The sequence below is a fragment of the Sideroxydans lithotrophicus ES-1 genome (assembly GCF_000025705.1).
Taxonomy (GTDB): Bacteria; Pseudomonadota; Gammaproteobacteria; order Burkholderiales; family Gallionellaceae; genus Sideroxyarcus; species Sideroxyarcus lithotrophicus.
The window spans coordinates 2,841,209-2,861,513 of the sequence record NC_013959.1 but is presented as its reverse complement, the minus strand read 5'-3'; the positions used below and the strand labels follow the sequence as shown (position 1 = coordinate 2,861,513).

The following is a 20,305-nucleotide window of genomic DNA, read 5'->3' as shown; positions in this document are numbered from 1 at the left end:
TGTTCACATTGCAGGAGAGATCGCGGTGGCAGAATCTGATTTTGACCGGATAAGGAAGCAGGTGCGCCAGTTCGTCGTCGAGCGCGACTGGGATCAGTTCCATTCGCCCAAGAACCTGTCCATGGCACTCATCGTCGAGGCCGCTGAACTGGTGGAGCACTTCCAGTGGCTGACCGAGGAGCAGAGCTGCAACCTGTCGCCGGAAAAACTCACCGAGGTCGAACAGGAGCTGGCGGATATCCAGGTCTACCTCATCAGCCTTGCGGAGAAGCTGAAGCTGGATATCGTCGCCGCCGTCGAGAAGAAGCTGGTGCTGAATGCGCAGAAATACCCGGTGGAAAAAGCGCGCGGGAATTCGAAAAAATATACTGAACACAAGAAAACCTGAATTCAGCCACAGAGAACACAGAGTTCACAGAGATGTCCGGCTCGGTTCCCTGAGCCGCCCGTTGAATTTTGATTGCAGTTCGCAGGTATTCCTTGCTTTCTCTGTGCGCCCGGTGGCTAATGAGGTTCAGGCGAGAAATCGGCCAGCCGATCTGTCTATTTGCCGGTGATCGTGTGGGATAATCCCGTCATGAATTCATCCCTGCTTTCCGGTCTCAATCCCGAACAACGTGCCGCCGTCGAACTTCCTGCCCGATCCGCGCTGATCCTGGCCGGCGCGGGCAGCGGCAAGACGCGCGTATTGACCACGCGCATCGCCTGGCTCATCAGCACTGGGCAGGTTTCGCCGCACGGTATCCTCGCGGTGACCTTCACCAACAAAGCGGCCAAGGAGATGGTCACGCGCCTCTCCGCCATGCTGCCAATCAACACGCGCGGCATGTGGATAGGCACCTTCCACGGCTTGTGCAACCGCATGCTGCGCGCGCATCACCGCGAGGCCAACCTGCCGCAGACCTTCCAGATCCTCGATTCCGGTGACCAGCTTTCCGCCATCAAGCGCCTGATGAAGGCGATGAACGTCGACGATGAGAAGTATCCACCGCGCGAGATGCAGAATTTCATCAGTGGCAGCAAGGAGCAGGGCTTGCGCGCGCACGAGGTGGAAGCCTACGATCCCTACACGCGGCGCAAGGTCGAGGTGTTCGCTGAGTACGACGCGCAATGCCAGCGCGAAGGCGTGGTGGATTTTTCCGAACTGCTGCTGCGCTGCTACGAGCTGCTGTCGCGCAACCAACCGTTGCGCGAGCATTACCAGGAGCGTTTCAAGCACATCCTGGTGGACGAGTTCCAGGACACCAACCCGCTGCAATATCGCTGGCTAAAGTTGTTGGCCGGGCAGAACAATGCCTTGTTCGCCGTGGGTGACGACGACCAGTCGATCTACGCCTTCCGCGGCGCCAACGTCGGCAACATGCAGGAGCTGCTGCGCGACTTTCAAGTCGAGAACGTGATCAAGCTGGAACAGAACTACCGCTCGCACGGCAACATTCTCGATGCCGCCAACGCGCTCATTCAAAACAACCGCAACCGCCTCGGCAAGAACCTGTGGACCGATGCCGACAAAGGCGAACAGATCCGCGTGTATGAGGCCGGGACCGACGTGGATGAGGCCGCCTTCCTCGTCGAGGAGATCCGGCAACTCAATCGCGAAGGTGTGCGCTTGTCGGAGATGGCGCTGTTGTACCGCTCCAACGCACAGTCGCGCGTGCTGGAGCATGCGCTGGTGTCGGCGGGCTTGTCATATCGCGTCTATGGCGGCCTGCGCTTCTTCGAGCGGCAGGAGATCAAGCACGCGCTGGCCTACCTGCGGCTGATGGAGAACACCGACGACGACAATGCTCTATTGCGCATCATCAACTTCCCCACCCGCGGCATCGGCGCGCGCAGCATCGAGCAGTTGCAGGAAGCGGCCAAGCAATACAACACCACACTGTGGGATGCAGCGGCGCGGGCGGGCGGCAAGGTCACCGCCTTCGTCGGCATCATCGAATCGCTGCGCAGTGGCACGCAGAACCTGCCGCTGCCGGAGATCATCGAGCATGTGCTGCAGCACAGCGGGCTGGCGGATCACTACAAGAACGAGACCGGTGCCAAGAAACGCGAAGCAGAAGAACGGCTGGAGAACCTGAACGAACTGATCACCGCGGCGACCATGTTCGTGCACGAGAACGAGGATGACAGCCTCACTGCCTTCCTCACCCATGCCTCGCTGGAAGCGGGCGAGCACCAGGCCGGCGACAGCGAGGACGCGCTGCACCTGATGACGGTGCATGCCGCGAAAGGCCTGGAGTTCCACACCGTGTTCATCACCGGGCTGGAGGAAAGCCTGTTCCCGCACCAGAACAGCATCGACAACGGCGACCTCGACGAAGAACGTCGCCTGATGTACGTGGCGATCACCCGTGCGCGCCGCCGCCTCTACCTCACCTTCGCGCAGAGTCGCATGCTGCACGGGCAGACGCACTATGGCATGGCATCGAGTTTTCTGCGCGAGTTGCCCGAAGAGCTGCTGCACTGGATCACGCCGCGGGTGAGCGCGCGCAAGACCTTCCATACCAGCAGTTTCGAGACCAACAGCTATGTCAACGCGTTCGCCGCGACTCCGGCGTTGGAAAAAGCGCCGCCCGCGCCCAGTTCGGTGTGGCGCATCGGCCAGCGCGTGTTCCACCAGAAATTCGGCGAGGGCGTGGTAACGGACAGCGAAGGCGGCGGCAACGAAGGTCGCGTGCAGGTCAACTTCAAACGCGCGGGCAGCAAATGGCTCGCACTCGAATATGCCAAGCTTACCGCCATCTGATGCCGGGCTGGATGCGCGCTTGCGTCTCATCGTTTCGAGCTACCGGCAGCTCACCGGCAAGCCGCTGATTGCCGATGCGCCGGCGGATATGACGGCATTGCGCGATGCTATGTGGCACGTGCCGCGCGCCATCGTTGCACACGGTACCGAGGACGACCCCATATTCTTCTATGGCAACCGACTGGCATTGCAACTGTTCGAGATGAGCTTCGAAGAATTCGCGCGCCTGCCCTCGCGCCTTTCTGCCGAGCCGCTGGCGCAGGAAGCGCGCGTGAAGCTGTTGGAGAAAGTCTCACTGCAAGGTTATGTGGATGGCTATTCCGGCATGCGCATCGCCAAGAGCGGCCGGCGTTTCATGATCGCGGACACCACGGTGTGGAACCTTGTCGATGAACAGGGAAATCATCAGGGACAGGCAGCCGTGTTTGTTGCGCAGGGATAGTTTTCAAACTCTTTCAACGTTCAGCAGGAGCCATTCATGAGCACATCATACAAAGCACTCACGCAGGAGATCAGCAAGGAGCTTTCACGGTTTCGCAAAGAGGTATCCGTACCCATGGCGGGATTCGACGCGATGGCAAAATCCGCCATGGCAGAGGGCGTGCTGTCGGCATTAAACAAGGAACTGATCGCCACGGCGATCGCAGTGGCCACGCGCTGCGAAGGTTGCGTCGGCTATCACGTGCGTGGACTGGTAAAGCTGGGTGCGACGCGCGAACAGGTCAACGAGATGCTGGCAGTGGCGGTGTATATGGGCGGCGGCCCGTCGCTGATGTATGCGGCGGAAGTACTGCATGCCTTCGAGGAATTCCAGCAGCAGTGATCCGATGGTGAGTGGAGTTCGTTGCGCAGCAATTCGCTTTATATATCTAGATATCTAGACCGTTTGGCATATTGTCCTGCGAACATCTCTAGGGTAGCGTTTGGGCCTTTAAAAGGGGGCTCAAATGTACGGTTCGATCAATCTGCGTCAAACTTTGATAGCGCTAAGCGTCATTTTTCTCGCCGGCATCTGGATGGCAAATGTAAACAGCCACCACTATGACATCAAGAACGTAACGATATCTGAGGCAGATTCACTGATCAAAGCGGGTGCGCTGGTTATCGACGTACGCGATCAAGACAAATTCAACTTCCGCCATATACCCGGTGCCATCCTGATTCCACTCGAAGTTCTGCGCGCTGGCATACCTCTTTCCCTGGCGGCATTCAAAAGCAGGCCCATAGTCATCTATTGCAACGAAGGTCTTTCGCATGGACCTGAAGGAACCGCGATCTTGCAGAAAGCCGGGTTTGCGAAGGCAGTCAACCTGGAGTCCGGGATTGAAGGCTGGGCCAAGTCCGGCATGCCTATCCAGAGGGGATAAGGGTATTGATGGGACTACGGAATCTTGGGCCGGGTCCGCTAAAGGGAGAGAAGCCGCCTTTAGTACTAGCAATAGTGATGAGACAAGATTCGGCCACAACCAGACGGTCGCTAATACTTTCAATTTGAAATTGATATATGTCTAAACAACTAATTGCTTCTTCGATATTTGTGTTGGCATTGCTTATTGGGTTGCTTATTCAATATAAAGCACTTGACCCAGCCAGGCGCAATTCTCTTTGGCTATTGATCTTGGGTTTTTCTGCCTTGACATGTGCACTATTCATTAATGAGCATGTGCAACCATTTTTCCATTACGCAACAATTTATGTTTTCATCGCAATGTTGCCAGCACTGGCATACGCGGGTTGGAAAACATATAGTGACCCAAACTCAATTAACGATGAATCATTGGATAATAATCCGCCAGCCAGCCAGTGGTCAGGCTTAGCAACCATCGCTGACAAGTTTTGGTTTTTGGTCATGTTTGCCTGTCTGTTCGTTTGTATGTTCGGAACCATGTTAATTTCAGCAGCATACTTAACGCCGCTTGTACTTGGTGTTTCCAATTGCACACCAAGGGATTCAGTTGGGAAAATAGTCGAACCTGTGATGCTCTTCGGTGGTTTGGGATTGGGCATTATTCTTGGATTGATTTGCGTTAGCTTTATCAGTCGAAAGTTCATTTCAGCTGAAACACATGGCCACTGGGCTAAATCTTTTGAAGCTCAAGCTTCAAGCCAGCCCCTGCTGCTGGGGAAAGCCATGCGTTACGTTAATCGGCTCATGCTGCCTCGTGAGCAGTCTTTGACATAGTTGATGAATACGAGTGACTGAAATGGGTAAGGAAGCTGCCATTGGTTTTAGCGAATGAAAACAGGCAGAAGTCGGCCAAATGCAGACATAGTCTTTAAAGTTAAATTACAAGGGAGAATGTTCGGATGAGAACCATATATGTGATCGTTCTTGCGCTATTTTTATCTGCTTGTGCTAGTCCACCATCGGCATACGTGCCACTCAACGAGTGGGGCGAAGGTTATACTGAAACACAACTCGAAACCAATGTTTTCAGAGTGTCGTTTCATGCCAATGCTTCGACGCGTGCAGATTATGCGGAGGACATGACATTATTGCGAAGTGCCGAGGTGACTCAAGATAACGGATTTATGTATTTTGTTATTTCGAACGGTACTTCTCGCTCTGATGGAACCATATCAGATGGGAGTGGCGTCGGTACTGGCTTCCAAACCTCACGATCAACTTCATTGGGCTCATATGCAAGTTCATCTTCCACTTCGAGCAAGCCGTCAACAACAAACACAATTGTTTGCTACAAAGACAAGCCGGAAAATACATCAGGCATGGTTTATAACGCTAGTTTCATAATTAACTCTATTGAAAAAAAGTATCAAATTGAAAGCGAAACTCAACGAATCGATATGCGCACTAAGGAATGCAAACTAAAGCGATGGCAGTGCCGCTAGATAACGGTAGGCGGGCTGCCCCCGTGCTACAAGCAGGCTTGTAGATGCGCAGTTCTAATCGTGCTCAAGGAAAAGAAGCGTTAACTCTGTGCTTAGGCGGTAGGAGATGACCGCTTTGGGTTAGGAAGCGACGGCCAATCATCTTCGAAACACAAGAGATGAGTGGCTGCTTTCGGGAGTGGAGCGGACATCAATTGAAAAACCGGGCTCCCAACTTCGAGTTCAAATCAAGCCGGTGGCGGGAAACTCGCAGCCAGCTTGTCGGGGACTTCCCGTCTGGTGGCCATCGGGATCGCGCTGGCCTCCATCACTGCGGTGATCAGCACCAGAATCACCGTGGGCATCAGCGCGATGCGCGTAAGCGCAGTCCACAGGATATGCCGCATGTTGTGGTCGCTCGATGCGAGACTGATCAGCCATGCGACCAGGATCAGCGCCGCCGAGATCGCATAACCGATCATCAGCCATTGGGCGCGCGTGAAGGCGAGTTTCCAGTGCGCATCGACGAACCAGGTGGTGGTCTTTTTGCTGCGCAGATAGATCCAGGCGATCAGCGCGCCGGAAAATACCAGCGGAATGAACAGCCCCACCATGCCCACCTTGAGCGCGAGCACCGCCGGGGTCATCAGCAGGTCGAACAGGAACAGTCCGCCGACGAAAAGATTGTGCGGGAACTGTGCCTGCCTGACTTCGGTATCGGTTGCATTGGCATATCGCATGGTCAAACCTCCGGATCGTGGGTAACCGGTCCGATCGCCGCAAGTTCATGCGCGAACGGGAAGATGTTGCGGTAGCTGACATAGAGCGAGGTCAGGCCGAGCGGCAGCAGCACGATGAGGCCGATACTGTACGGCAGCATGCTGAGCACCAGTGCGATGACCTGCATGATGACGTTGTACACGGTGTAAGGGATGAGGTTGCGCAGCGAGCCGGTCAGGCTGGCGCGCAAAGCCGCAAACGGCGAGATGCCATCATTGAAGAACACCAGCATCGGCGCATACTGGAATGCCAGCATCAACAGGCACATCAGCGTGAATCCGACCGCCAGGCTGAACGCCACTCCCGCTCCGGCCGCCCACATCGAATCCAGCAACATCTGCGGATCGCTGGCCGCATTCACGTTGTCCAGCAGGGTGCGCAACGGTTCGCCGCCGAGGAACACCATCACCATCGAGGCGGCCAGCACCCCCAGCATCAGGAAGCCGCCGAGTGCGACCAGTTGGGCTGCATGCTTGCGGAATCCGGCGAAGAGGTGGGTCAGCTCGACTTCCTCTTCTTCTTCCAGCGCGCGGCAGACGCGCGCGTATCCCGCCACCATCATCGGCATCAGTACGATGGCGAAGATTGGCCCGAGCACCGGGATCCTGAGCGTGAGGAACATGACCGTTGCGCCGATCAGCGCCAGGATGATCGCCATCAGCGGACTGAGCATGATGAGCTGGTAGCCCTGTTTCACCCAGGTCCAGCCGCGTGCGGCGTTCAGTTTCTTGATTTCCATTTGCACCTCAGTTCATAGCCAGGCGGGTTGCGGCGTGGCGATGTGGTTTTGCAGGATACGCTTGAACTGTTCCGGGTTGTGCGGATGTACCATCTCGCCTTCCCGCGGCAGATACAAGTCATACAGCCGCGATATCCAGAAGCGCAAGGCGGCCACGCGCAACGCCATCGGCCATGCTTCAGCTTCCCTGGCGGTGAACGGGCGCGCGGCATGATAGGCGTTCAGCATTGCGCGCGTGTGGGTCGCGTCCAGCTTGCCTTCGGGCGTCATGCACCAGTCGTTGACGGTGATGGCGACGTCATACAGCAGGTTGCCGGTGCAGGCAAAATAGAAATCGATCAACCCGCCGACATGTTCTCCATCCATCAGCACGTTGTCGCGGAACAGGTCGGCATGGATGATGCCGCGAGGCAGGCCGTTCAGCGGATTTGCGGCATGCAGCGCGACTTCGCTTTCCAGCAATGCCGCATCCTGTGCAGGCAGGAACCTTTTCACCTTATTTGCAGCTTCGGCACGCCAGGAGGAACCGCGCGGGTTCAGCATCTGGTCGCCGAAGCTCTGGCCGGCGCTGTGCATCTGTCCCAGCATCGCGCCGACGGCGGCACATTGGGCAGTGTTGGGCTGCGTCACGGATTTGCCGGAAAGGCGGCTGACGATGCAGGCGGGCTTGTCGTTCAGTTTGCCGAGAAAATGGTTCTGTTTGTCCGCGACCGGGCAGGGGCAGGGGATGCCGTGCCGCGCGAGGTGGGCCATCAGGTTGAGGAAGAACGGCAGATCGTCCGAGGTGAGCTTTTCGAACAGCGTCAGAACGAAACGCCCGTTGCTGGTGGTGACGAAATAGTTGGTGTTCTCGATGCCTGCAGGGATGCCCTGCAATTCGATCAGAGTACCCAGGGAATAATTACTGAGCCAGGCAGCGATGTCGGCTTCGGAAACGCGTGTGAAAACAGCCATACGTCGGATCTCGCCTCAGAATCTCTTGATGATCCAGCGCGGCACGCGGAAACCGGAATCCAGGCTTTCCTGGCGGGCGAACTTGCCGTCGCCCCGATCGTCGACCAGATAATAAGGTGCGCCATGCTTGGGCGTGATCTTGATCATGTACAGCTTGCCGTTCGCGCGATATTCCTCGACGCTGAGTTCGGTCTCCTTGATGATGGTCACCTGCGGCGCATCGGCAGGCGAATCTTCACTCATCGGCGGTGGCGGAGGCGGTTCGGCCCTGGCGGGAGCTTCCGGCTGGGCTGCATAGGCGCTCAGGCTCAGGCAGGCTAGGGTGGCGAATAAGATAGGACGCATGATGTTTTCCGGTTGCAATGAATGGGCGGATTCTACGTTAAAGATTGAGTTGCATCTCGAGTTCGGCGATCGAAGGCTCGAAACCGCGTGTCTCATAATGCTTGAAGATGGCGGCGACCACTTGTTCCGGTTCGTCGATGACCTTGATCAGCTCCATGTCGCCGGGCGCGATCATCTGCTCTTCCAGCAGGCTGGTCTTGAACCATTCCACCATGCCGCCCCAGAACTTGCTGCCGACCAGGATGATGGGCATCTTGCGCGTCTTGCCGGTCTGCACCAGTGTCAGCGCTTCCATCAGCTCGTCCATTGTACCGAAGCCGCCGGGCATCACCACATAGGCGCTGGCGAATTTGACGAACATCACCTTGCGTGTGAAGAAATGGTGAAATGTCTGGCTGATGTTCTGGTAGGGGTTGTTGTGCTGTTCGTGCGGCAACTGGATGTTGAGGCCGACACTGGACGATTTGCCGTAGAACGCGCCCTTGTTTGCTGCTTCCATGATGCCGGGGCCGCCGCCGGAGATGACCGAGAATCCAGCGTCGGAGAGCAGTCGCGCGATCTCTTCGGTGAGCTTGTAATAGGGATGGTCGTGCGGCGTGCGCGCACTGCCGAAGATGCTGACCGCCGGGTGGATGTCGCGCAGGCGTTCGGTCGCCGACACGAATTCTGACATAATGCCGAACACACGCCAGGATTCCTTCGACTGCATCAGCTCGGGCGATTGCATGGGCGGAAGTTTCATATCGTTGTTCATCTCGGACCTCAGTTAGCAATGGATGCTTTTAGAAATTTGAATTTTTGGGATGCAGCGCAAGGCGCACGGAACGCAGCAACCGAAACATATCATGTAGATAGGCGAGGTTGCGAGTACCGCGCAACGCAGCGATGCGCCCAAAAAACGAATTTATAAAGGCATACGCATGAAGACTCTGTTGTTGGTGGATGGCTCGTCCTATTTATATCGCGCTTTTCATGCCATGCCGGATCTGCGCAGCCCACAGGGCGAACCTACTGGCGCGATCTACGGCGTTCTGAACATGCTGCGCCGCTTGCGTGCCGACTACCCGGCAGATTATAGCGCCTGCGTGTTCGATGCGAAGGGCAAAACGTTCCGCGACGACTGGTATCCGGAATACAAGGCGCATCGTCCGCCGATGCCGGACGATCTGCGCGCGCAGATCGAGCCCCTGCATGAAGTCGTCGCGGCGGCGGGCTGGAACATCCTGATGGTGGATGGCGTGGAAGCCGACGATGTCATCGGCACCCTGACTCATCAGGCATCGAGCAACGGCGCGCACTGCATCGTCTCCACCGGCGACAAGGACCTCACTCAGCTGGTCAATCCGCATGTCATGCTGGTCAACACCATGAGCAACGAAGTGCTGGACGAAGCGGGCGTGCTGGCCAAGTTCGGCGTGGAGCCTGCACGCATCGTGGATTATCTGGCACTGGTCGGCGACACGGTGGACAACGTGCCCGGTGTGGCCAAGTGCGGCCCCAAGACCGCGGTGAAATGGCTCACCCAGTACGGCACGCTGGACAACCTGTTGGCGCACGCGGATGAAGTGGGCGGTGCGGTCGGCGAGAACCTGCGTGCGGCCAGAGACTGGCTGCCGCAGGGGCGCCGTCTGGTCACGGTGAAATGCGACGTGGCGCTGGACAGGAAGTTCGACGAACTGTCCGCACCTGCGGCCGACATCGAAAAGATGAAAGCGTTGTTCGAACGCTTCGGCTTCAAATCCTGGCTGCGTGAAGTTTCTTACCCCTCGCCCGCAAGCGGGAGAGGGGCTGGGGGTGAGGGTCGTTCCGGTGACGCATCATCGTCCCTCACCCCAACCCTCTCCCAGGGGGCGAGGGGGCAAGAGCAGCGCCAGTTCGAACAGCCGGCGTTGCCTTCGACCACCAACGACACCTCGAATTACCAAACCATCCTCACCGATGCCCAGCTCGATGCCTGGCTGCACAAGCTGATGGCGGCACCGCTGGTGAGCCTCGACACCGAGACCACCGGACTCGACGGGATGACCGCGCAACTGGTCGGCATCTCGTTCAGCATCGAAGCACATCAGGCCGCCTACCTGCCGCTGGCGCACCATTATCCAGGTGCGCCGGACCAGCTTGGACGCGAGCATGCGCTGCAGAAGCTCAAACACTGGCTGGAAAGCCCGGCCCACAAGAAGCTGGGGCAGAACCTCAAATACGACCAGCACATCTTCGCCAACCACGGCATCGCTTTCGCCGGCATCGCCGAAGACACGCTGCTGCAATCCTATGTGCTGGAATCGCACAAGCCGCACGAGATGGGCAACCTGGCGTTGCGTCATCTGGGGCTGTCGACGGTCAGCTATGCCGATGTGGTGGGCAAGGGCGCCAAGCAGATCGGCTTCGATCAGGTCGACCTCGAGACTGCCACTCGCTATGCGGCGGAAGACGCCGACATCACGCTGCAGCTGCACCAGACATTGTCGCCTCAGCTGCAAGGCCGTCTGGATGCGGTCTACAGGCAAATCGAATTGCCCGTGCGCGAGGTGCTGTTCAAGATGGAGCGCAACGGCGTGCTGATCGACAGCGCCATGCTGGGGCGGCAGAGCCACGAGCTGGGGCTGAAACTGAACGAGATCGAGAAACAGGCGTTCGAAGCGGCGGGACAGCCGTTCAACCTCAACTCGCCCAAGCAACTCAGCGAGATCCTGTTCGACAAGCTGCAATTGCCGGTGAAGAAAAAAACGCCGAGCGGCACACCCTCCACCGACGAAGAAGTGCTGCAGGAGTTGGCGCTCGATTACCCGCTGCCGAAACTGCTGCTCGAATATCGCGGCATGGCAAAACTCAAATCCACCTACACCGACAAGCTGCCGCAGATGGTGAACGCCAAAACCGGGCGTGTGCACACCAGCTACGCGCAGGCCGTGGCGGTGACCGGGCGCCTGGCCTCCAGCGACCCCAACCTGCAGAACATCCCGATCCGCACGCCGGAAGGCCGCCGCATCCGCGAAGCGTTCATCACACCCGCCGGTTCTCGCATCGTCTCCGCCGACTATTCGCAGATCGAGCTGCGCATCATGGCGCACCTCTCCGGCGACGAAGGGCTGCTCAAGGCCTTCGCCGCCGGCGAAGACATCCACCGCGCCACCGCCGCCGAAGTGTTCAGCGTGGCACTCGATGCCGTGAGCAGCGAGCAGCGCCGCTATGCCAAGGTCATCAATTTCGGATTGATCTACGGCATGTCCGCTTATGGCCTGGCTGCGCAACTCAATATCGAGACCAGCGCCGCCAAGCAATACATCGACCTCTACTTCGCGCGTTACCCCGGCGTGAAGCGCTACATGGACAGCACGCGCGAGCAGGCCAAGGCGCAGGGTTTCGTCGAGACCTGGTTCGGGCGCAGGCTGTGGTTGCCCGAGATCAACGGTGCGAATGGAATGAGAAGACAAGCTGCCGAACGCGCTGCCATCAACGCGCCGATGCAAGGTACCGCCGCCGACCTGATCAAGCTGGCGATGATCGCGGTGCAGGATTGGCTGGAAACAGAGAAGTTGGCAACCAAACTCATCATGCAGGTGCATGACGAACTGGTGCTGGAAGTGCCGCAGGGGGAATTGGCTCGCGTGAAAGATAAGGTGCGGGAGTTGATGTGCAATGTGGCGGAGTTGAAGGTGCCGCTGGAAGTGGGGATGGGGGAGGGCGGGAATTGGGATGAGGCGCATTAGCGCTCCGTCATTCCGGCGTATAACCAGCGACTTTGCTGGCGTTGTTTGCCAGCTTAGTCGAATGGCTAGTAGTTCCATCAGGCCGGAATCCAGTCAAAACAAAAACCGTCGGGGCTAGCCCGACAGCTAAAGCCTTTCGTGGTGAGCCTGTCGAACCATGAATGGCGGTGCGCATAGCTTGCCGGGGGTTGCCCGGCGGCAAGTCACTTTTTCTTGCTTCGCCAAAGAAAAAGTAACCAAAAAGAAGGCGACCCCGGTACGCCGCTGCTTCGCAGTTCCCTGTGTTGCTCGACTGGTCAGGCGGCTGCGGAACTCGCGCTACGCGCTCAGACAGTCCTCGCCGACTACCCCTGACCAGTCTCCGCTACTCGGCGGCGCACAGGGGAAGGTAAGGCGAAGAACAAAACCGTATGGAGGGCAGCAAGCTGCCCTCCATAGTCAAAACAATTTAACTCCAGTACATTCAGTCTTGCTGGAAGTTGGTTTGGATGAAGGCGGGAATTGTGATGAGGTGCATTGAGATATGGACAAGTTAGGATTGCCACCACTAGTTTCAAATATCCGTGACGGGGATGTTACTTGGAAAAAAATTGAAAGCATCGACTATGAATTACTGGGATATTTTCTTTCATGTCACCTCATTATTGAGTACTACATGGATGAGTACCTGCAGACCAGATACCCAACATTAGACTGGGAAAATTCCAAGCAAACTTTCGCTCAGAAGATCGCGTTGTTATCCAAAGAGAAATACCCAGAAAAGTACAATTCCATTCCTGCCATAAAATATCTAAATGGCCTTAGGAACAAGATAAGCCACAAAATTGAATTCAAGATAACCGATGAGGGTTTGATTCCAATATCTCAGTATTTAGAGAAATGTTGTGGGAATGATAAGCCCCTGCCTGATACGCCTAAAGAAAAACTTAGTCTATTCACATCTATGGTGTGCGTATGGTTTGCAGCAAAAATCAGCAGCTACGCAACTCACTCAAAGATTACTAGAAAGTAATCTCTAATCAATATCCAAACCGAGTGGGCACGAAGTGCCCACGCTGAGGTTTCGGGTTTTGACTTTCTTTCCCCTGAGCGCCGCCTCGATATTTCACCAACAAGCGGAGGTTTGGGCGAGCACTGTTTGAGCTCCGCGGCAGGGCACGCTTTGTGTGCCCTGCTAGGGCGAGTTGCGCAGCCCCGCTTGTTGGCGAAATATCGAGGGAACCCGAAGGGCGGCAAACCGGGGGCGCCTTTTCTTTGGTTACTTTCTTTTTGGCGAAGCAAAAGAAAGTAACTTGCTGTCGGGCAACCCCCGACGGTGTTGGTTTTGGTGGAACGTTCATGCTTCGACAGGCTCAGCACGAACGGCACCAGTTACCCGGTACTCCATGCCCTGGGCCGTTTCATCCCGGCGATCTTGCAGGCCTGTTTCACATAACCATAGGGGAACAACTCGAATACCTTGTTGCGCGATTCGGCGCCCAATCGCTGTGCCAGGTGTTTGGTCACGTGGCGGACATCCGGAGCGACCTGATGCTCCGCGTAATATTGGCGCATGAAATGGATCGCATCCCAGTGATCCTCGTTAAGCTGGATGTTCTCCTGATCGGCGAACCTTCTGGCGAGCTCTTCATTCCAGGCCGAAGGGTCGATCAGATATCCTTCTTCATCGATGTCAGGTAGCTGCATATCTTCCTCCTCATGAGTTTCATGGACGCATGCAATCAACGGCGATTCAATAATAAATTAGAATCCGGACAATACATATATCTCCGATACATTATTATCGTGATTGTTCAGATCTCGCTTCAAAATTTCACGTTCGCTTGACACTGGTTGCCGTTCGATCGAGTGCGGAGGGGTGATCAGGGGCTTCAAACCGGGGGAAGATTTCATGAGCCAGACGTTATTTGAAACCATGGGCGGACTGCCTGTCCTGCAGAGGGTGCACAAGATCTTCTATGACAAGGTCTATGCCCATGCATGGTTGAAACAGTTCTTTGCCGGGCACGACCAGAAAGCGATAGAAGACCGGCAAACCAGTTTCATGGCCGAGAAGATGGGCGGCCCTGCCGCTTACACCGGCAAGGACATCAAAATGGTCCACGAAGCAATGTATATCACCCCTGAGCTGTTCGATCTGCGCAACGATCTGCTGGAACAATCCCTGCAAGAAGCCGGCCTCGATGAAGCCTTGAGGGTGCGCTGGCTACGCATAGATAATGCGTTCAGAAAGCAGATCGTCAAGGATTCGGTCGAGTCGATGTATGACAATGACTGGAAATACAAAAAACCGATCATCATCCCAAAGCCTGCAGAGAGCGAGCGCGAGACCCCGGCTGATCGTTGACCGCGGTTAGTCGCAGGCACAACTCCCCGATCTTTTTCCTTTGTTCTGCCTTGCCCCAAATATATTTCAGCAGCATGGCCATTGGGAATTGATCAGTTTTGAAACTTAACCGGGATTCCCCAGTCAAGAAAGATATCCGGATGTCTGCATATGATCCGGACCGACATTTTCAATCTGCAAGGAGAACATGATCATGGGACATCATTGGCTATTGATAACTGTATTCCTGGTTCTCACTCTGGTCGTGCCGGCGGTGATTGCCGTACGCGTGTTCAGCACGGCATTCTCGGGTCTGCGTCCCGGTTCATTCGCGGACCAGGAAGGGGCTACGGACGACGCGCTGAAATCAGACCAGGCTCCTGCGCAGCAGCAGGACAAAATCGCGGACAAGTGACCAGGAAACGAGGTTGTAAGCGGGGGTGTTTCCTCCCGTATGGATTCATGACACGCCTGTCATGTCGCAAGATTGGACGGTAGCGCAACGATCACTGGAAGCCTGGCTCAGGGTTTCTCAGGCAAGAGTGGACATCGTCTTGTCAAAGATGCAGAATCAAAACCGAGGGCAGTTGCCTGCCTGAACATGGTTCATTCTCGAACGTCCCGGCAGATTGCAAAAGAAGGTACGACGCTCGCTCCGATATATCCCCGTTGGGATGCTTTAGTAACACGCATCAGACAGATAGGCGGTCGTGAGAGATGGATACCCCACAAAAACAATCGCGTCTTACGAAATCACCGGCTTTAATCTTCCTGATAGTCGCAGTGTCGGTCTTTGTCTCGGAAGCGTCGGTGATGCTGCTGCTCTACTTCCTGCCGCGGGAATCCTTGATCGATGAAGCGATCCTCGACGCATCGCTGCTGGTCGCGCTGATCTCGCCGTCCCTGTATTTCTTCCTGTTCCGACCGCTGGTCATCCAGATTCGCGAGCGCAAGCGGATCGAGGATATGTTGCGCAAGAACGAGGAAGAACAATTCAAGGTCATGATCAGGACCTCGCTGGATGCCTTCTTGATCATGGATATGCAGGGCCGCATCCTGGAAGTGAACGATGCCTATTGCAATATGCTGGGCTACAGCCGCGCAGAATTGATAGGCATGAACATAGCCGATGTGGAGGCGGCCGAAACGGAGGATGGGGTGGTGCGGCACATCGGCACCCTGATGCAGAAGGGCAGCGACCGATTCGAATCCCGCTTGCGCCGCAAAGACGGACAGATACAGATCGTCGAGGAAAGCTCGAATTACAGCGATCTGCATGGCGGGCGAGTCTATTGTTTCCTGCGCGATATAACCGAGCGCAAACAGGTCGAGGCACATCGTGCCCAGTTGCTGCAGGAACTGGGAAGCGCCAACGAAGAGCTCAACAATTTTGCCTACGTCGTCTCGCATGACCTCAAGGCCCCGCTGCGCGGCATCAGCTCCCTGGCAGATTGGCTGTCCACGGACTATGCCGACAAGTTCGACGAAGACGGCAAGGAGCAGATGCGTCTGCTGATCAACCGGGTGCACCGCATGGATGGATTGATAGACGGGATCCTGCTGTATTCGCGCGTGGGCAGGGTCAAGGAGACGATGACAGCAGTGGATATCGGCAGGCTGGTGCCGGAGGTGATCGACTTGCTGGCCCCGCCGGCAAACATCGCCGTCACCATCGAAGATCCCTTGCCGACCGTCATGGCAGAGCCCACGCGTATCCAGCAGCTGTTCCAGAACCTGCTCTCGAACGCCATCAAGTACATGGACAAACCCGAGGGCAGGATACGCATCAACTGCTGCGCCGAAGGGAAGCAGTGGAAATTCAGCGTCTCGGACAATGGCCCCGGCATCAAGCAGCAGCATTTCGAAAAGATCTTCCAGCTGTTCCAGACGCTGGCACCGCGCGATCGCGTGGAAAGTTCGGGTGTCGGCCTGGCGCTGGTGAAGAAGATCGTCGAGATGTACGGCGGGACCATCTGGGTGGAATCTGTCGTCGGGGAAGGGAGCACATTCTTCTTCACGCTTCCGCGCAAGCCCGCGCCCCCGAATCAGGACAAGGGGGAGAAAACATGAGAACTGCAGACAAGCCGATACTGCTGGTGGAAGACGACCAGGTGGATGTCATGACGGTCATCCGCGCCCTGGGGGAGATTCGCGTCACCAACCCGATAGTGAATCGGGAAAATGGCGAGGAAGCCCTGAAGTACCTGCGCGATCCCGGCAGCGAGAGGCCGTGCATCATCCTGCTCGATCTCAACATGCCCATCATGAACGGAATCGAGTTCCTGCAGATCGTGAAGCAGGACGAAAATCTGAAGCGCATCCCGGTGGTCGTGCTGACCACATCCGAGGAGCAACAGGACAAGATCAGGAGTTTCGACCTCGGCGTGGCCGGCTATATGGCAAAACCGGTGGATTACCGTCAATTCGTCGAAGTCATGCGCACTCTCGACGCTTATTGGACGATCAGCGAGGTGCCACAATGACAAAACCACAGATACACGTGCTCATAGTCGAAGACGACGTTGTGGACCGCATGGCCTGCCGCCGCTCTTTTGCGCAAGACACGCATGATTTCGAATTCGTTCTGGTCGAGGCTGAAACCGCGCGTGACGGCCTGCAACTGGTGCATACGGAGAAACTGGACTGCGTGCTGCTCGACTACAACCTGCCCGACCTGAATGGCCTGGAATTCCTGGCCGAACTGAAAGACGACCTTGGGGCGATCCCGCTGCCGGTCATCATGCTGACCGGCGCCGACAATGCCGCGGTAGCCGTGGAAGCGATCAAGCTCGGTGCCCAGGACTACGTGGTCAAGGACCCCAACCTTCAATACCTGGAACTGCTGCCCGCAGTCATCGAGAGGGTGCTTCGCGAGCAGCTGGCATTGAAAGAAAAGCAGCTGATGGAATCATCCCTGGCCCGGGCCGAGGCGAAGTACCGTTCACTGGTAGAGCAGATCCCTGCGATCACTTACTCGACCGCGCTGAATGTGACCGGCAAACTGATCTATATAAGCCCGCAGATACGCCAGCTCGGTTACGCTCCCGAAGAATTGCTGGCCGACCCGGAAGGTATTCTCAAGCTGCTGCATCCGGAAGACCGGACCGGTGCCTACACCCAGATCTCGCACTGTTACGAGAGCGGCGAGCCGTTGCGATGTGAATGCCGTCTGCTCACCCGCGAAGGCAAAGTGCGCTGGTTCCTGAACGAAGCGGTGCTGGTACGCCATGAATCGGAGGAGCCGTTATTCCTGCAGGGTATCCTGATCGACATCACCAAGGACAAGGAAGTCGAAGAGGAACTGCAGCAGCATCGCCGACGGCTCGAAGAGCTGGTGGAAAGCCGCACGGTACAGTTCGAGAGAAGAATCGCGATCCTGGAGTCGGCCAACGCCAACCTTGTCAGCAAGCTGGGCGAGTGCACGCAGGCCGGGAGCGCGCAAAAGAAATGCGCCGACCAGTTTGCGGATCTCTATCACAACGCTCCCTGCGGTTGTCATTCGCTCGACCTGGACGGGGTGTTCGTCCAGGTCAACGACACCGAACTCGCATGGCTGGGCCTCGCCCGGGAGGAAGTGGTGGGGAAGATCAGGCTGACCGATATATTGACGCCAGCCAGCGTGAAGAAATTCCAGGACAGCTACCGGCACTTCAAGGAGCACGGCTGGGTGCGCAATCTCGAGCTGGAGATCGTGCGCAAGGATGGCGCCAGGTTGCCGGTATTGCTGAACGCCAATGCGGTCAAGGATAAGGGCCGCTTCGTGATGAGCCGGTCGGTGGTCTTCGATATCACCGGCTTCAAGCGCACCGGGCAATAATTGTCTGCAACCAAAGATGGGTCGCCGCAGGACGCCTATCTTTGTGCGCGTTGCAGATACAGCTCCTCCACCCTCTTTCTCGCCCACGGCGTCCTGCGCAGGAACTTCAGGCTGGATTTGATGCTGGGGTCGTGCGTGAAGCAGCGGATCGGTACCGCCTCTCCCATCGCTGCCCATCCCATGCTTTCGGAAAGCTGCGTGACGATCATCTCCAGGGTGATGCCGTCGAGGTTGGGGCGGCTTTGAGGTTTCGTATTGGAATTCATGTCCGGATTTTACAGGTGAACGCCGGAACTGAGCGTTTACAATGCGAGCCTTCGCTTCCAGGACATACCTCACATGACCGTCCCCGTCCGTCTCGCCAGGCGTCTGGCCGAACTGGTTCACTGCTCGCGCCGCGAGGCGGAGCTGTATATTGCCGGTGGCTGGGTGAGCGTGGACGGACAGGTGGTGGAAGAACCGCAGTTCATGGTGTCGCAGCAGAAGGTCGAGCTGCACCCCGATGCCACGCTGGTTCCGGTTGAGTCGGTGACCATTTTATTTCATCAACCCTCACCCCAACCCTCTGATGGAACTACTAGCCATTCGACTAGGCCGCCAAAAAACGGCGACCAAGTCGCTGGTTATCCCAGCGGGAGAGGGAGCGATCGTGAAGGGCAATCTTTAATCCTTGCCGACTCGATCAGGCAATTGCCCAGTGCCGATACGCGCGCAGCGGACGACCGTTCCGGTATCCGCTTGCTCAAGCAGCATTTTGTGCGACTGACGCAATGCTTGCCGCTGCAATTGCACGCGAGCGGCCTGACCGTATTTACCCAGGATTATCGTGTCATCCGCAAGTTGACCGAGGATGCTGCCACGATCGAACAGGAGTATGTCGTCGAGGTTGCCGGCGAGCTGGTGCCCGATGGGTTCAAGCTGCTCAACCACGGGCTCAGTTTCAACGGCAAGCCGTTGCCTCCGGTCAAGGTGAGCTGGCAGAACGAAACACATTTGCGTTTCGCCCTCAAAGGCGCGCAACCAGGCCAGGTCGCCCATATGTGCCTGGCAGTCGGGCTGCAGGTGCAAGCGATGAAGCGCTTGCGTATCGGGCGCATGTCGATGTGCAAATTGCCGCTCGGGCAATGGCGCTATTTGATGCCGTATGAAAAGTTCTAAGTCAGGCCTGGAAATGTCTTCGTTCTGCCAGTGGGAAGGCGACACGCTGGTGCTGAACATCCTTGGCCGCCCGCGCGCGAAGAAAACGAAGATCGGCAAGGTCATCGGAAATCAGCTGGAAGTGCATGTCGCCGAAAACCCGGTGCGCGGACGCGCGACGGCGCATCTGGTCAAATTCCTGGCAGGGGAGTTCGATGTGACTGAAAGTTCGATCACGGTGGTGTTCGGCGTGTACAACGTCAACAAGCAACTGCGCATCGTTGCGCCGAAACGGTTGCCTGCGGCGATCGCGAAGCAGCAGGGCGCCGCTTCGCGAATATGATCAGCCGAAGAACTTCTTCAGTGCCGTGCCCAGCCAGCCGCCGTCCACCTTGTTGCCGGTGCCTTCGAACCCCAGCATCTTCTTGACGCTTTCCACGTAGTCCGCGTCGTCGCCCTTGATGTGGTTGACCAGCCAGATCTTCAGCATCGAGAGCAGCTCGGGAGCGACATTCTCGCCGGCGGCAGCGCGTTGCTGGAATTCCGCGACGCGCTTGGTGAAGATCTCATGCACGCGCTTGTGCGCCTTCAGGAATGGATATTGGGCCTTTTCCTGCAGTTCTTCTTCAAAGGCAAAATGAGTCAAGGTGTAATCGACCAGTTCGTTCAGAACATGATTGGTTGCGGTTTGGTCGCCGGTGTCATTGGCATTATTGAGCTCGTTCAGGTAATCGACGATGCGCTGGTGCTGCTTGTCGATGACCTCGATACCGGTATCCAAATCGTTGGACCAGTGCAGGTATGCCATAATTCCTCCTAGTAAAAGCCAATTTATATTGGTCTGATTTCTGAAGCGGGGGCATTGTTTATCACCCGCACTTTGGCGTCAATCATAAACAGTATATTAAGCCCTGCCGGGCTC

General features: G+C 56.7%; 24 protein-coding genes. 16 read left to right on the top strand and 8 right to left on the bottom strand.

Annotation, left to right across the window (positions count from 1 at the left end):
* The first annotated feature begins 25 nt into the window (after nucleotides 1–25).
* From SLIT_RS14205 to SLIT_RS16005, 7 genes are all read left to right on the top strand, one after another.
* Nucleotides 26–388, top strand: coding sequence for a nucleotide pyrophosphohydrolase (locus SLIT_RS14205; RefSeq protein WP_013030966.1), 363 nt, complete (start codon nucleotides 26–28; stop codon nucleotides 386–388).
* 189 nt (nucleotides 389–577) lie between these two features.
* On the top strand, nucleotides 578–2,746 hold the full coding sequence (locus tag SLIT_RS14200) for a UvrD-helicase domain-containing protein (RefSeq protein WP_013030965.1): 2,169 nt from the start codon (nucleotides 578–580) through the stop codon (nucleotides 2,744–2,746).
* Nucleotides 2,724–3,188: an MEKHLA domain-containing protein gene (locus SLIT_RS14195; RefSeq protein WP_013030964.1), complete on the top strand. Its 465-nt coding sequence runs from the start codon at nucleotides 2,724–2,726 to the stop codon at nucleotides 3,186–3,188. The genes SLIT_RS14200 and SLIT_RS14195 overlap by 23 nt, the downstream gene beginning before the upstream one ends.
* Nucleotides 3,189–3,224: 36 nt before the next feature.
* Nucleotides 3,225–3,569 (top strand): carboxymuconolactone decarboxylase family protein, encoded by a 345-nt coding sequence (locus tag SLIT_RS14190; RefSeq protein ID WP_013030963.1) that lies wholly within the window; start codon nucleotides 3,225–3,227, stop codon nucleotides 3,567–3,569.
* Between the two features lie 124 nt (nucleotides 3,570–3,693).
* Nucleotides 3,694–4,113 carry a rhodanese-like domain-containing protein gene (locus SLIT_RS14185; RefSeq protein WP_013030962.1) on the top strand — a complete coding sequence of 140 codons (420 nt, stop codon included), beginning with the start codon at nucleotides 3,694–3,696 and terminating at the stop codon, nucleotides 4,111–4,113.
* Nucleotides 4,114–4,250: 137 nt separating this feature from the next.
* Nucleotides 4,251–4,928, top strand: coding sequence for a hypothetical protein (locus SLIT_RS14180; protein WP_013030961.1), 678 nt, complete (start codon nucleotides 4,251–4,253; stop codon nucleotides 4,926–4,928).
* Nucleotides 4,929–5,053: 125 nt separating this feature from the next.
* Nucleotides 5,054–5,596 carry a CC0125/CC1285 family lipoprotein gene (locus SLIT_RS16005; RefSeq protein ID WP_013030960.1) on the top strand — a complete coding sequence of 181 codons (543 nt, stop codon included), beginning with the start codon at nucleotides 5,054–5,056 and terminating at the stop codon, nucleotides 5,594–5,596.
* Nucleotides 5,597–5,823: 227 nt separating this feature from the next.
* Here SLIT_RS16005 and SLIT_RS14175 read toward each other — a convergent pair whose 3' ends face one another.
* Genes SLIT_RS14175 through SLIT_RS14155 form a run of 5 tightly spaced genes read right to left on the bottom strand, consistent with a single transcriptional unit; the run spans nucleotide 5,824 to nucleotide 9,147 of the window.
* Nucleotides 5,824–6,315, bottom strand: a complete 492-nt coding sequence (locus tag SLIT_RS14175; RefSeq protein WP_013030959.1) for a hypothetical protein — start codon at nucleotides 6,313–6,315, stop codon at nucleotides 5,824–5,826.
* 2 nt (nucleotides 6,316–6,317) lie between these two features.
* A complete protein-coding gene (locus SLIT_RS14170) occupies nucleotides 6,318–7,094 on the bottom strand; it encodes a BPSS1780 family membrane protein (protein ID WP_013030958.1) in 777 nt (258 codons plus the stop codon).
* Nucleotides 7,095–7,106: 12 nt separating this feature from the next.
* On the bottom strand, nucleotides 7,107–8,048 hold the full coding sequence (locus SLIT_RS14165; RefSeq protein WP_013030957.1) for a homoserine kinase: 942 nt from the start codon (nucleotides 8,046–8,048) through the stop codon (nucleotides 7,107–7,109).
* Between the two features lie 15 nt (nucleotides 8,049–8,063).
* Nucleotides 8,064–8,393, bottom strand: a complete 330-nt coding sequence (locus SLIT_RS14160; protein WP_013030956.1) for a DUF2782 domain-containing protein — start codon at nucleotides 8,391–8,393, stop codon at nucleotides 8,064–8,066.
* A 37-nt stretch (nucleotides 8,394–8,430) separates the two neighbouring features.
* Nucleotides 8,431–9,147: an LOG family protein gene (locus SLIT_RS14155; protein ID WP_013030955.1), complete on the bottom strand. Its 717-nt coding sequence runs from the start codon at nucleotides 9,145–9,147 to the stop codon at nucleotides 8,431–8,433.
* A 166-nt stretch (nucleotides 9,148–9,313) separates the two neighbouring features.
* On the opposite strand from SLIT_RS14155, the gene polA reads away from it, so the two are divergent.
* The gene (gene polA / locus SLIT_RS14150) at nucleotides 9,314–12,103 is read left to right on the top strand and encodes a DNA polymerase I (protein WP_013030954.1); all 2,790 of its coding nucleotides are present in this window, start codon (nucleotides 9,314–9,316) and stop codon (nucleotides 12,101–12,103) included.
* A 523-nt stretch (nucleotides 12,104–12,626) separates the two neighbouring features.
* A complete protein-coding gene (locus SLIT_RS14145; RefSeq protein WP_013030953.1) occupies nucleotides 12,627–13,115 on the top strand; it encodes a hypothetical protein in 489 nt (162 codons plus the stop codon).
* A gap of 359 nt (nucleotides 13,116–13,474) precedes the next feature.
* Here the strand turns inward: SLIT_RS14145 and SLIT_RS14140 are convergent, their stop codons facing one another.
* Nucleotides 13,475–13,789: a TusE/DsrC/DsvC family sulfur relay protein gene (locus SLIT_RS14140; RefSeq protein WP_013030952.1), complete on the bottom strand. Its 315-nt coding sequence runs from the start codon at nucleotides 13,787–13,789 to the stop codon at nucleotides 13,475–13,477.
* Between the two features lie 205 nt (nucleotides 13,790–13,994).
* On the opposite strand from SLIT_RS14140, the gene SLIT_RS14135 reads away from it, so the two are divergent.
* From SLIT_RS14135 to SLIT_RS15440, 5 genes are all read left to right on the top strand, one after another.
* Complete coding sequence (locus SLIT_RS14135; protein ID WP_013030951.1) at nucleotides 13,995–14,450, top strand: group I truncated hemoglobin; 456 nt, start codon at nucleotides 13,995–13,997, stop codon at nucleotides 14,448–14,450.
* A 193-nt stretch (nucleotides 14,451–14,643) separates the two neighbouring features.
* Nucleotides 14,644–14,844, top strand: a complete 201-nt coding sequence (locus SLIT_RS14130; RefSeq protein WP_013030950.1) for a hypothetical protein — start codon at nucleotides 14,644–14,646, stop codon at nucleotides 14,842–14,844.
* Between the two features lie 302 nt (nucleotides 14,845–15,146).
* The gene (locus tag SLIT_RS15445; RefSeq protein WP_013030949.1) at nucleotides 15,147–16,499 is read left to right on the top strand and encodes a sensor histidine kinase; all 1,353 of its coding nucleotides are present in this window, start codon (nucleotides 15,147–15,149) and stop codon (nucleotides 16,497–16,499) included.
* Nucleotides 16,496–16,912 carry a response regulator gene (locus tag SLIT_RS14120; protein WP_013030948.1) on the top strand — a complete coding sequence of 139 codons (417 nt, stop codon included), beginning with the start codon at nucleotides 16,496–16,498 and terminating at the stop codon, nucleotides 16,910–16,912. The genes SLIT_RS15445 and SLIT_RS14120 overlap by 4 nt, the downstream gene beginning before the upstream one ends.
* On the top strand, nucleotides 16,909–18,246 hold the full coding sequence (locus SLIT_RS15440; protein WP_013030947.1) for a PAS domain-containing response regulator: 1,338 nt from the start codon (nucleotides 16,909–16,911) through the stop codon (nucleotides 18,244–18,246). The genes SLIT_RS14120 and SLIT_RS15440 overlap by 4 nt, the downstream gene beginning before the upstream one ends.
* 35 nt (nucleotides 18,247–18,281) lie before the next feature.
* Here SLIT_RS15440 and SLIT_RS14110 read toward each other — a convergent pair whose 3' ends face one another.
* Nucleotides 18,282–18,512 (bottom strand): VF530 family protein, encoded by a 231-nt coding sequence (locus SLIT_RS14110; RefSeq protein WP_013030946.1) that lies wholly within the window; start codon nucleotides 18,510–18,512, stop codon nucleotides 18,282–18,284.
* Between the two features lie 73 nt (nucleotides 18,513–18,585).
* Here SLIT_RS14110 and SLIT_RS14105 point away from each other — a divergent pair, with 73 nt between their 5' ends.
* Nucleotides 18,586–19,404, top strand: a complete 819-nt coding sequence (locus tag SLIT_RS14105) for an rRNA pseudouridine synthase (protein ID WP_013030945.1) — start codon at nucleotides 18,586–18,588, stop codon at nucleotides 19,402–19,404.
* 13 nt (nucleotides 19,405–19,417) lie between these two features.
* Nucleotides 19,418–19,726, top strand: a complete 309-nt coding sequence (locus SLIT_RS14100; RefSeq protein ID WP_013030944.1) for a DUF167 domain-containing protein — start codon at nucleotides 19,418–19,420, stop codon at nucleotides 19,724–19,726.
* Here SLIT_RS14100 and SLIT_RS14095 read toward each other — a convergent pair whose 3' ends face one another.
* A complete protein-coding gene (locus tag SLIT_RS14095; RefSeq protein WP_013030943.1) occupies nucleotides 19,727–20,191 on the bottom strand; it encodes a bacteriohemerythrin in 465 nt (154 codons plus the stop codon). It lies immediately after the preceding gene.
* Nucleotides 20,192–20,305: the final 114 nt, after the last annotated feature.

Excerpts from the sequence above, each read along its gene's own strand:
- SLIT_RS14105 (WP_013030945.1), top strand. The coding sequence starts at position 18,586 with ATGACCGTCCCCGTCCGTCTCGCCAGGCGTCTGGCCGAACTGGTTCAC.
- SLIT_RS14190 (WP_013030963.1), top strand. The coding sequence starts at position 3,225 with ATGAGCACATCATACAAAGCACTCACGCAGGAGATCAGCAAGGAGCTT.
- SLIT_RS14095 (WP_013030943.1), bottom strand. The coding sequence starts at position 20,191 with ATGGCATACCTGCACTGGTCCAACGATTTGGATACCGGTATCGAGGTC.
- SLIT_RS14110 (WP_013030946.1), bottom strand. The coding sequence starts at position 18,512 with ATGAATTCCAATACGAAACCTCAAAGCCGCCCCAACCTCGACGGCATC.
- SLIT_RS15445 (WP_013030949.1), top strand. The coding sequence starts at position 15,147 with ATGGATACCCCACAAAAACAATCGCGTCTTACGAAATCACCGGCTTTA.
- SLIT_RS14120 (WP_013030948.1), top strand. The coding sequence starts at position 16,496 with ATGAGAACTGCAGACAAGCCGATACTGCTGGTGGAAGACGACCAGGTG.
- SLIT_RS14160 (WP_013030956.1), bottom strand. The coding sequence starts at position 8,393 with ATGCGTCCTATCTTATTCGCCACCCTAGCCTGCCTGAGCCTGAGCGCC.
- SLIT_RS14185 (WP_013030962.1), top strand. The coding sequence starts at position 3,694 with ATGTACGGTTCGATCAATCTGCGTCAAACTTTGATAGCGCTAAGCGTC.
- SLIT_RS16005 (WP_013030960.1), top strand. The coding sequence starts at position 5,054 with ATGAGAACCATATATGTGATCGTTCTTGCGCTATTTTTATCTGCTTGT.
- SLIT_RS14170 (WP_013030958.1), bottom strand. The coding sequence starts at position 7,094 with ATGGAAATCAAGAAACTGAACGCCGCACGCGGCTGGACCTGGGTGAAA.
- SLIT_RS14135 (WP_013030951.1), top strand. The coding sequence starts at position 13,995 with ATGAGCCAGACGTTATTTGAAACCATGGGCGGACTGCCTGTCCTGCAG.
- SLIT_RS15440 (WP_013030947.1), top strand. The coding sequence starts at position 16,909 with ATGACAAAACCACAGATACACGTGCTCATAGTCGAAGACGACGTTGTG.
- SLIT_RS14200 (WP_013030965.1), top strand. The coding sequence starts at position 578 with ATGAATTCATCCCTGCTTTCCGGTCTCAATCCCGAACAACGTGCCGCC.
- polA (WP_013030954.1), top strand. The coding sequence starts at position 9,314 with ATGAAGACTCTGTTGTTGGTGGATGGCTCGTCCTATTTATATCGCGCT.
- SLIT_RS14155 (WP_013030955.1), bottom strand. The coding sequence starts at position 9,147 with ATGAACAACGATATGAAACTTCCGCCCATGCAATCGCCCGAGCTGATG.
- SLIT_RS14165 (WP_013030957.1), bottom strand. The coding sequence starts at position 8,048 with ATGGCTGTTTTCACACGCGTTTCCGAAGCCGACATCGCTGCCTGGCTC.
- SLIT_RS14180 (WP_013030961.1), top strand. The coding sequence starts at position 4,251 with ATGTCTAAACAACTAATTGCTTCTTCGATATTTGTGTTGGCATTGCTT.
- SLIT_RS14175 (WP_013030959.1), bottom strand. The coding sequence starts at position 6,315 with ATGCGATATGCCAATGCAACCGATACCGAAGTCAGGCAGGCACAGTTC.
- SLIT_RS14130 (WP_013030950.1), top strand. The coding sequence starts at position 14,644 with ATGGGACATCATTGGCTATTGATAACTGTATTCCTGGTTCTCACTCTG.
- SLIT_RS14145 (WP_013030953.1), top strand. The coding sequence starts at position 12,627 with ATGGACAAGTTAGGATTGCCACCACTAGTTTCAAATATCCGTGACGGG.
- SLIT_RS14195 (WP_013030964.1), top strand. The coding sequence starts at position 2,724 with ATGCCAAGCTTACCGCCATCTGATGCCGGGCTGGATGCGCGCTTGCGT.
- SLIT_RS14140 (WP_013030952.1), bottom strand. The coding sequence starts at position 13,789 with ATGCAGCTACCTGACATCGATGAAGAAGGATATCTGATCGACCCTTCG.
- SLIT_RS14100 (WP_013030944.1), top strand. The coding sequence starts at position 19,418 with ATGTCTTCGTTCTGCCAGTGGGAAGGCGACACGCTGGTGCTGAACATC.